The 9,710-nt window shown below is 63.4% G+C and carries 6 protein-coding genes; 4 read left to right on the forward strand and 2 right to left on the reverse strand.

From position 1 onward, the window contains the following. Window positions 1–135 precede the first annotated feature (135 nt). The 3 genes from clpB (at window position 136) to JQK88_RS19990 (ending at window position 4,888) form a co-directional block, all read left to right on the forward strand. The gene (clpB, locus tag JQK88_RS19980; RefSeq protein WP_192258660.1) at window positions 136–2,742 is read left to right on the forward strand and encodes an ATP-dependent chaperone ClpB; all 2,607 of its coding nucleotides are present in this window, start codon (window positions 136–138) and stop codon (window positions 2,740–2,742) included. Between the two features lie 63 nt (window positions 2,743–2,805). After that, on the forward strand, window positions 2,806–3,162 hold the full coding sequence (locus tag JQK88_RS19985; RefSeq protein WP_112562297.1) for an MmcQ/YjbR family DNA-binding protein: 357 nt from the start codon (window positions 2,806–2,808) through the stop codon (window positions 3,160–3,162). 190 nt (window positions 3,163–3,352) lie between these two features. Continuing rightward, complete coding sequence (locus JQK88_RS19990) at window positions 3,353–4,888, forward strand: L,D-transpeptidase family protein (RefSeq protein WP_203279185.1); 1,536 nt, start codon at window positions 3,353–3,355, stop codon at window positions 4,886–4,888. Here the strand turns inward: JQK88_RS19990 and JQK88_RS19995 are convergent. Next, on the reverse strand, window positions 4,862–5,494 hold the full coding sequence (locus tag JQK88_RS19995) for a TMEM175 family protein (protein WP_203279186.1): 633 nt from the start codon (window positions 5,492–5,494) through the stop codon (window positions 4,862–4,864). The two genes, JQK88_RS19990 and JQK88_RS19995, sit on opposite strands and share 27 nt — an antisense overlap. 167 nt (window positions 5,495–5,661) lie before the next feature. Between JQK88_RS19995 and JQK88_RS20000 the strand changes: the two genes are divergently transcribed. Next, window positions 5,662–7,221, forward strand: a complete 1,560-nt coding sequence (locus tag JQK88_RS20000; protein WP_203279187.1) for an MFS transporter — start codon at window positions 5,662–5,664, stop codon at window positions 7,219–7,221. A gap of 24 nt (window positions 7,222–7,245) precedes the next feature. Here the strand turns inward: JQK88_RS20000 and JQK88_RS20005 are convergent, their stop codons facing one another. Beyond that, the gene (locus JQK88_RS20005) at window positions 7,246–9,216 is read right to left on the reverse strand and encodes a M23 family metallopeptidase (protein WP_192258664.1); all 1,971 of its coding nucleotides are present in this window, start codon (window positions 9,214–9,216) and stop codon (window positions 7,246–7,248) included. Window positions 9,217–9,710: the final 494 nt, after the last annotated feature.

Genomic DNA, 9,710 nt, shown 5'->3' on the forward strand with positions numbered 1-9,710 from the left:
CTGTGCCGGACGTCTTGAGCGGCAAGGGTTTGCGCCCCATATCTGGCGGGAACTGGACCCGGCTCCGATGAGCGGGTCCGTCACCGCAATCTGATCCGGTGCCGCAAAGCGGGCCGGTGATGGAAGGAGACAGATATGAACCTCGAGAAATACTCCGAGCGCGTTCGCGGATTCATCCAATCCGCCCAGACCATGGCGCTCTCGCGCAACCACCAGCAATTCACTCCCGAACATATGCTGAAAGTCCTCGTCGATGACGATGAGGGTCTGGCCGCCTCGCTGATCGAGCGCGCCGGCGGCAATGTCCGCGACGTCAAGCTCGGCGTCGAGACCGCACTCGAAGCCATGCCCAAGGTGGAAGGCGGCAATGGCCAGCTCTACCTGGCGCAGCCGTTGGCCAAGGTGTTTTCGACGGCCGAGGAATTGGCCAAGAAGGCCGGCGACAGCTTTGTCACCGTCGAGCGGCTGCTGCAGGCGCTGGCGATGGAGAAATCGGCCAAGACGGCCGATATCCTGGCCAAGGCCGGCGTCACCGCGCAGGCGCTGAACCAGGTCATCAACGATGTCCGCAAGGGCCGCACCGCCGATTCGGCGAGTGCCGAGCAGAGCTACGACGCACTGAAGAAGTACGCGCGCGACCTGACTGCCGACGCCCGCGCCGGCAAGTTGGACCCGGTGATTGGTCGCGACGACGAGATCCGCCGCACCATCCAGGTGCTGTCGCGGCGCACCAAGAACAACCCGGTGCTGATCGGTGAACCCGGCGTCGGCAAGACGGCGATCGCCGAAGGCCTGGCGCTGCGCATCGTCAATGGCGACGTGCCGGAATCGCTGAAGGACAAGCAATTGATGGCGCTCGACATGGGCGCGCTGATTGCCGGCGCCAAATATCGCGGCGAATTCGAAGAGCGGCTGAAGGCCGTGCTCAATGAAGTCACCGCTGCCGCTGGCGGCATCATCCTGTTCATCGACGAGATGCACACGCTGGTCGGCGCCGGCAAGGCCGATGGCGCCATGGACGCTTCGAACCTGTTGAAGCCGGCATTGGCGCGCGGCGAACTGCACTGCGTCGGCGCGACCACGCTCGACGAGTACCGCAAGCATGTCGAGAAGGACGCCGCCCTTGCCCGCCGTTTCCAGCCGGTTTTCGTCGACGAACCGACCGTGGAAGACACGGTTTCGATCCTTCGCGGCCTGAAGGAGAAATACGAGCAGCACCACAAGGTGCGCATCTCGGATTCGGCGCTGGTGGCGGCGGCAACCTTGTCCAACCGCTACATCGCCGACCGTTTCCTGCCGGACAAGGCGATCGACCTCGTCGACGAAGCCGCGTCGCGGCTGAGGATGCAGGTCGATTCCAAGCCGGAGGCGCTGGACGAGATCGACCGCCGCATCATGCAGCTCAAGATCGAGCGCGAGGCGCTGAAGGTCGAGACCGACGACGCCTCGAAGGACCGGCTCGCCCGTCTGGAAAAGGAACTCGTCGGCCTCGAGGAGGAATCGACCGAGATCACAACCAAATGGCAGGCCGAGAAACAGAAGCTTGGGCTCGCCGCCGATCTTAAGAAGCAGCTCGACGAGGCCCGCAACGAGCTTGCCATTGCTCAGCGCAAGGGTGAATTCCAGCGCGCCGGCGAGCTTGCCTATGGCAAGATCCCTGAGCTGGAAAAGAAGCTCCGGGAAGCCGAAGCCCAGGACGGCAAGGCCGGCATGGTCGAAGAGGTGGTCACACCCGATCACGTTGCCCATATCGTGTCGCGCTGGACCGGTATTCCGGTCGACAAGATGCTGCAGGGCGAACGCGAAAAGCTCCTGCGCATGGAAGACGAGATCGGCAAGCGTGTCGTCGGCCAGGGCGAGGCGGTGCAGGCGGTGTCGAAAGCTGTGCGGCGCGCCCGTGCCGGCCTGCAAGATCCGAACCGGCCGATCGGCTCGTTCATGTTCCTCGGGCCGACCGGCGTCGGCAAGACGGAGCTGACCAAGGCGCTGGCGAGCTTCCTGTTTGACGATGAGAGCGCGATGGTGCGCATCGATATGTCGGAGTTCATGGAGAAGCACTCGGTCGCCCGGCTGATCGGCGCACCTCCTGGCTATGTCGGCTATGAGGAAGGCGGCGCGCTGACCGAAGCGGTGCGGCGCCGGCCCTATCAGGTCGTGCTGTTCGACGAGATCGAGAAGGCGCATCCCGATGTCTTCAACGTGCTGCTGCAAGTGCTCGACGACGGGCGGCTGACCGACGGCCAAGGCCGTACGGTCGACTTCCGCAACACGCTGATCATCATGACGTCGAACCTCGGCGCCGAATATCTGGTCAATCTCGGCGAAGACCAGGATGTCGATGCCGTGCGTGACGAGGTGATGAGCGTGGTGAGAGCCTCGTTCCGGCCGGAGTTCCTCAACCGCGTCGACGAGGTGATCCTGTTCCATCGGCTGCGCCGGCAGGATATGGGCCGCATTGTCGAGATCCAGCTCAAGCGGCTGGAAAGCCTGCTTGTCGACCGCAAGATCACGCTATCGCTCGACCAGGATTCGATCGACTGGCTGGCGGCCAAGGGCTACGACCCGGCCTATGGCGCACGGCCGCTGAAGCGGGTGATGCAGAAGGACCTGCAGGATCCGCTGGCGGAAAAGATCCTGCTCGGCGAGATCCTCGACGGTTCGACCGTCAAAGTCACCGCTGGGTCCGACCGGTTGAATTTCCGGTCGAAGCCCACTGTGGTGGCGACTGAAGCCGCAGCCTGATCAATACGCCGCGCGTCCCGAACGGACGCGCGGCGTTTTCTTGTGAATTCGCGGGGGGCGCACATGACGCTGGACGACTACAACAGCCTCTGCGCCTCGCTGCCGCAAACGACTCATGTCGTGCAGTGGGGTGGCGCGCATGTCTGGAAAGTCGGCGGCAAGGTCTTTGCCATCGGCGGCTGGAATGATGGCGGCCAGCTTTTCGTCACCTTCAAATGTTCCGAAATGGCCTATGACATTCTGAAGGACCAGCCCGGCTGCCGGCCGGCGCCGTACCTCGCTTCGCGCGGCATGAAATGGATCCAGCGTCAGACAAGCCAGAGCATGGATGATGATGCGCTGAAGGACTATCTCGGCGAAAGCCATCGCCTCGTTGTCCTCAAGCTGACGAAACAGACGCGCAAGGAATTGGGCCTGTAGCGACCTTGAAATCCGCCATCTTCATGCCCGGTTCATGTTGGAAAGCTTATGTTCTGGTTTGCTGGCGAAGGGGTTTGCCTGCAGGCTTTTGACGGTCAGGGCGTTGCTTGCGCATCCAAACGGTGGCGAGAGCGTTCTGAAGGGATACTGCCGGGGCGGCGGCAATTACGGACCGGAGAGTTTGACCATCATGTTCCGCACGATCTTTGCCTTTTCGGTGCTCGCCGCCGGGCTGCTTGCGTCGAGCGCCATGGCATCGCCGACGGTGGATAGTGCACTGCCGGTTGTTCGCGCTGCCGATAGCGGCGGCATCGTGCTTGCCCAGGACGGCAATCTCGACATCTATTACGACGCCAGGGGCAACCGCGTCATCGTCGATGCCGACACCGGCAAGGTCATCGCCATCCAGCCGCCGCAGACCAGGCTCGACCGCCGTGCGCTGCGCCGCCAGATGCGGGCGCGCGAACTCGGACGCGCACCGGTCGAGGATGACGACCGTTACTATCTCGATGATCCCGAGGACATGGCGCGTTTCCGCCGCAGGCAATTGGAAGAGCAAGGCAGGGTCATCATCCCACCGGCCTTCGACTACGATCCTGAAAGTGACAATTCGGTGGACGCCTATCCGGCGGCGCCACAGGATGACGCCAATGATGGCGACATTTATCCGGAAGCACCGAAGTCTGCCGAGCCGCGCCCCGTCAAGCGCCAGCCGCTGAACGAAGCCTCGATCGACCCCGCCGAACCGGCTGCACCCGGCGACGAGGCCGCTCTGCCGCCCAAGACCGATGGCGGCAAGACTGTCGTCGATCCCTCGCTTTCACTCGGTGCGCGCCAGGATGTGGCTGCCTTGCAGGTGCTGCTCGACCGCGCCGGCGCCTCGCCCGGCGTCATCGACGGGCGGTTCGGCTCCAATGTCGACAAGGCGCTGGCCGCCTATAACCAGATCACCGGCAGTAATCTGCGCTCGACCGATGCGGTCGGCATCCAGGCCGCGCTGGCGCAAACCGGCGGCGATGCTTTCGCCAACTACACGATCACGCCCGAGGACGCGGCCGGTCCTTATGTCGCCTCGATACCGGAAGATTACAGCCAGAAGGCGCAGCTCGACCGTATGGCCTACACCTCCGTCACCGAAGCCTTGGCCGAGCGCTTCCATATGGACGAGAACTACCTGAAGGGGCTCAATCCCGAGGCCGACTTCAATCGCCCCGGCACCATCATCAAGGTCGCCAATTTCGGCAGGCTGGTGGCAACGCCGGTTGCCCGCATCGTCGCCGACAAGGACAAGAAGCAGGTGTTTGCCTATGATGCCGCCGGCAAGCTGGTCGCAGCCTATCCCGCCACCATCGGTTCAGCCGACACGCCGTCGCCAACCGGCACCCATACGGTGTCGCGGGTCGCGCTCGATCCGAACTACACCTACAACCCCAGCATCAATTTCAAGCAGGGCCAGAACGACAAGATCCTGACCATTCCGCCCGGCCCCAACGGTCCGGTCGGCTCGGTGTGGATCGCGCTGGACAAGCCGACCTACGGCATTCATGGCACGCCCGATCCCTCCAAGATCGGCAAGACCGAAAGCCATGGCTGCGTGCGCCTAACCAACTGGGATGCGCGAGAACTGGCCAAGCTCGTCTCGCCGGGCGTCACGGTGGAATTCGTCGGCGGACCAACAATCGCGGATGTCGGCGGGATCTCAACCGACGAGTTTACGCAGCAGTGAGGCGCGCGGCGCGGCGGCATAGATGAGCTGTACGAGCAGGATGAAACCGATGCTGAGCAGCGGCGTGATCAGGCACAGCGCCGCGCCGGCCGCCCACAGCGCCTGTGCCTTGACGATACGATTGTAGACCGTGCGCCGCGTTTCAGCGTCCACATCCTCGGCGATCATGCCGTTCCCGTCCGCATACCACCAGCTGGCGAACAGCGTCACGCCCAGCATCAACAGGTTGAGCCAATAGACGATCACCGCGGTTCGGAACTCGAGGAAATCGGCCAACAGGTCGGTCGAGAACGGCAGCAAGGCGATGAAGGCGAGAAAACACAGGTTCAGCGTGGCCAGCCGCCGATCGGACCTGGCGATCAGCCCGTGCTGCGCCTGCTGGCCGAACCAGAAGATGGTCAGCGTCAGGAAGCTCAGCGCATAGGTCAGGAAGCGTGGCGCAAGTCCGGCGATTGCCGAAAGCAGCTCGCCCTCGGATTGGACCATTTCGTGCGTAGGCACGCGAATCTCAAGCACGATCAGGGTAAGCGCAATGGCAAAGACGCCATCGGTGATGCCGACAACGCGCCCGCGCGTCTCTACCGATGGTTCGAGCGGTCGTTTCATGCGGCTTCCCCTTGCTTTGCGCGTTGCAAGAAACTTAACACGCGCTATGTGCCGGTTGCATCCATTGAGGCGTGGTTCCTACCCATGCGGTCAGGTCGATCTGGTTTTAAGGACTGCGAAGCCCTGGCTGGTTGTTGCCAGGGCATCGGAAGTCTAAGCAGGCTCTCATGAAGTCTCCGAGCGAAGCTGCAGCAATCCCCCTGACCGGCTCTCTTGCCAATGGTTCGTTTTGTCCGCCGGCGCAGCGCAAATTCGTGCTGGTCGCGGCGATCCTGGCATCCGCGCTCGGCTTCATCGACGGGTCGATCCTAGCCATCGCCACGCCGGCGATCCGCGTCGACCCCGGCGCCGGCCTGGCCGAGGCGCAGTGGATTTCCAATGCCTATGCGCTGACGTTGTCGGCGCTGATCCTCGCCGGGGGAGCAGCGGGCGATCGATTCGGCTTGCGGCGGGCATTCGTCGCCGGCATCGCCCTGTTCATTGTCGCCTCGCTCGCTTGCGCGGTAGCGCCGAATGCGCTGGTGCTCATCGCCTTTCGCGCCATTCAGGGCATCGGCGCGGCGATCATGGTGCCGGGCAGCCTCGCCATCATCGCCAAGGCCTATCCGAAGAAGGAGCGCGGTCGCGCGATCGGAATCTGGGCTGCCGCCTCGGCGCTGACGACGGCGCTCGGCCCGGTGCTGGGCGGCTTTGTCCTGGCTGCCTTTGGCGGCGGCATCTGGCGGGCGATCTTCGCCGTCAACCTGCCGTTCGGGCTGATCTCAATCTATCTGCTGCTGGCCAAGATTCCCGCCGACGCGCCGACGGAGAAGCGAAGCCTCGATCTCGGCGGCGCCGCTCTCGCCACGCTTGCCTTCGGGGCGCTGGCCTACGGGCTGACTGCGATGAGCGCCGAAGGCGGCGGGCTGATGTCGGGACCGAGCATCGCCGCCGGTGCTGTGCTGCTCGGGATCTTCATTGTCTACGAGCTTCGGCAACGCGAGCCGATGATCGATTTTAAGCTGTTTCGGATCGGCGCCTTTGCCGGCGCCAACGTCGCCACGTTCTTCCTCTATTTCGCGCTGTCGGCCAATTTGTTCTACCTGCCGATGCTCTTGATCGCGGGCTGGGGGCTGAGCACCAAAGAGGTCGGCTTCATCTTCCTGCCGCTGTCGGCGTTGATTGCCTTGCTGTCGGGTCCTGTCGGCCAGTGGTCTGACCGGATAGGTCCGCGATTCCCGATCGCCAGCGGCTGCCTGGTCGTCGCCGTCGCTTTTGCCGGGCTCGCCTTGCTCACCCATGCCGGCATCCACAATTTCTGGACCGGCACCTTTCCGATGATGGCGGTGATGGGGCTCGGCATGGCGCTGGTGGTTTCTCCGCTTTCGACGGCGATCATGACGGCGGTCGAGGACAAGAATACCGGTGCTGCCTCCGGCATCAACAACGCGGTTTCGCGAGTTGGCGGGCTGATCGCCGTGGCAGCGATGGGATCGCTGGCGGCCTGGGTCTATTCGACGATGCTGGACGCCGGCGTCAGACCTGGCATCCCAGGGTTCGGCGAACCGGTCTCGACAGCGCTCGCGCCGGAACTTGAAGCGACACGGCTCGCCGCCAGTGATGCGGCGTTCGCAGCCGTGTCGACGGTGACGGCTCTGCTTTGCCTGCTTGCCGCTGTCATCGCCTGGATAACCATTTCCGGGCAGAAGCTGCCCTGGTCGCAAACCGCCGAGAATCAGCAATCCTGATTCGGAGCGGACTTATTCGTAGGCCTAGCCTTCGATCTTGGCGCTCGCGACTTTCAGCGGATTGCTGTCTTCCTGCTTGAGCAGTTCATCGATGCGCTCGCGCTCGCGCTTGAAGGCGACAAGGTCGTCGCCCTTCAGCACTTTACCGACCGGCAGGCGCACGCGCATCGGGTCGACCTTGGTGCCGTTGACGATCAGCTCGTAGTGAAGATGCGGACCGGTGGAGAGGCCGGTCTGGCCGAGGAAGCCGATGATCTGGCCCTGGCGGACATGAACGCCCGGCTCGATGCCTTTGGCAAAGGCACTCTGGTGATTGTAGGAGGTCTCGTAGCCATTGGCATGGCGGATGATGATCTGCTTGCCGTAACCGCCGGCCCAGCCGGCCTTTTCGACGGTGCCGTTGCCGGCGGCGATGATCGGCGTTCCGATCGGCGCTGCCCAGTCGACGCCGGTATGCATGCGGACATAGCCGAGGATCGGATGCCTGCGGGCGCCGAAGCCGGAGCGGAATTTCCCGGCGGGCAGGGGATTGCGCAGCAGGAACTGCTCGGCGCTCGATCCATCCTCGTCGAAATAGTCGGTCGAGCCGTCCTGCATCTGGAAGCGGTAGAAGTTGCGTGTCTGGCCGCCGAAGGTCGACGAGACATAGAGAAGTTCCGATTTGTCGGAGGCCTGGTCGTCGCCGTCCGGCTGCGAGAACAGGACGTCGATGCGGTCCGACGGATTGAGCCTGGATTGGAAGTCGACGCCGGAGGCCAGGAGCTTGACCAGTTGCTGGGTCAGCTTCTTCGACATGCCATAGGAATAGGCGGCGCGGTAAATGCCGTCATAGACGTTCGGCAGATTGCCGCGCACCACCACCGGCGCGGAGGAATCGTCAAACGCCGTCAGCAATTCGGGATTCGGTTCGGGTTCCTGCGCCGGCACATACTGGCCGTGATCGTCGAGCGCGATGGTGACGATGTGCGTGGTCTTGTCATAGACGCTGGTGCGGACCACCTTGGCGGCGTCACCATGCACTTCGAGCCCGACGCGCAGCACGGTTCCGGCCTTCAGCGCCGGTGCGTTGAGCAGCTTGCCGATCGCCTCGGCCATGCCGGTGGCGTCATCGCCGGTATAGCCCGAATCGGCAAAGGCCTCGGCAATGTCGCGGTCCCTGGTAAAGGGGATGATTTCCTCGGCGAAAGCCGGGGTCTGGTCGTCGATGGCGACGCGTGGCGCCACCGAGACGTTTTCCGGCACGATCTTGACGTCGTAAGAGCCGGCCATCGATTCGGCGAAGGCATCGCCGAATCGCTGCGGGTCGACATAATGCAGCGAGGCGACCTGCACAGCGCCGTCGCTGAGGTCGGTGCCGGCCTCGCGCACCACTTTTTCCACCTCGTCGGCGGACAGGTCGCTTTTTTCGTCGAAGGAGGCCGTCTCGACCGGGAAATCGACCGTCTTCAGGCTCATTTCGCTTTCGACCTTGGCGCCATAAATCTGGCCGGCAACCGCGGAAGCCGTGGCCGGCTGCGCGGGCGTTGAGTCGCCATCGTCGCCGAACACCTGCATCGGGTCGAAAGGCGGATAGGCGCGGTTGGTGGTGTGGCCGGCGGCCAGCGCCATCTTGATCTGTACGAACGGCATGGTGTGGATAACGTCGCGGTCACCGACCTTGGTCACCATCGACACTTCCATGCGCCGGCGGTCCTTAGCCTTGGCGATCTGGCGCGGCGCCACCAGCCTGGTGGTCTTGGCGACCTCGCCGGAATCGCCGCCGCTTTCGAGCTGGGCCAACTCGGCGATTTCGGGCGGGGTTGCCAGCTGTTGGCGGCCGTCAAGGGCGGCGAACAGCGCCACGCCCATCAGCACGCTCGAGGTCACGCCGGTAAGGAAGGTGCCCGACAGCCAGCGCGCCGAAACCTCGCGCCGGTCGGGCGGGCCGCTGCGGCCATCCGCGATCAGCGGCGGCTCATTGCCGAGTTCGGCTATGACATCTTGCGTGTCTGGCATCCAGAAAGGCTGCTTCTTCCCCGGGCGGAACGGCTTTTCGCTTCTGTTGGGCCATGACATTTGCCTGTCACGGCGGGTGAAGTCAACGAAGCGGCGAAATCCCCACTCAACGCTCTGTTTACAGCCCCTTATAAAGAGGCGTCTCTATGCTCTTATAAGAGGCTCCCAACCGGTGATGCGCAGGCCTCGCTTTGGTCTTTTGGAGGAAGGCGCTGCGCGGGTCGCGCGGCACCTTCTTGTTGGCTTGGTGTCGAACGGCAATGCGGCGGCAATAGGGCTCCTTCTGGGCAACGCCAATGTTCCCCTGGGGCAGTCCGCTGGCTCCAAAACTTCTGTCGCAAAAAGTTCAAAAACATGAGTGATCGGTGTTGACAGTTTGAGTGGGTGGCGACTATATACGCCTCACGAACGAGGGCGGTGCGCCGCTGGCGGCGAAGCAGTTTGCTTCTGAATAAGCCCTTGTGAAATTCAAGAGAGCCGCGTAAGCGACACTC

The sequence above is a fragment of the Mesorhizobium caraganae genome (assembly GCF_016836705.1).
GTDB lineage: Bacteria > Pseudomonadota > Alphaproteobacteria > Rhizobiales > Rhizobiaceae > Mesorhizobium > Mesorhizobium caraganae.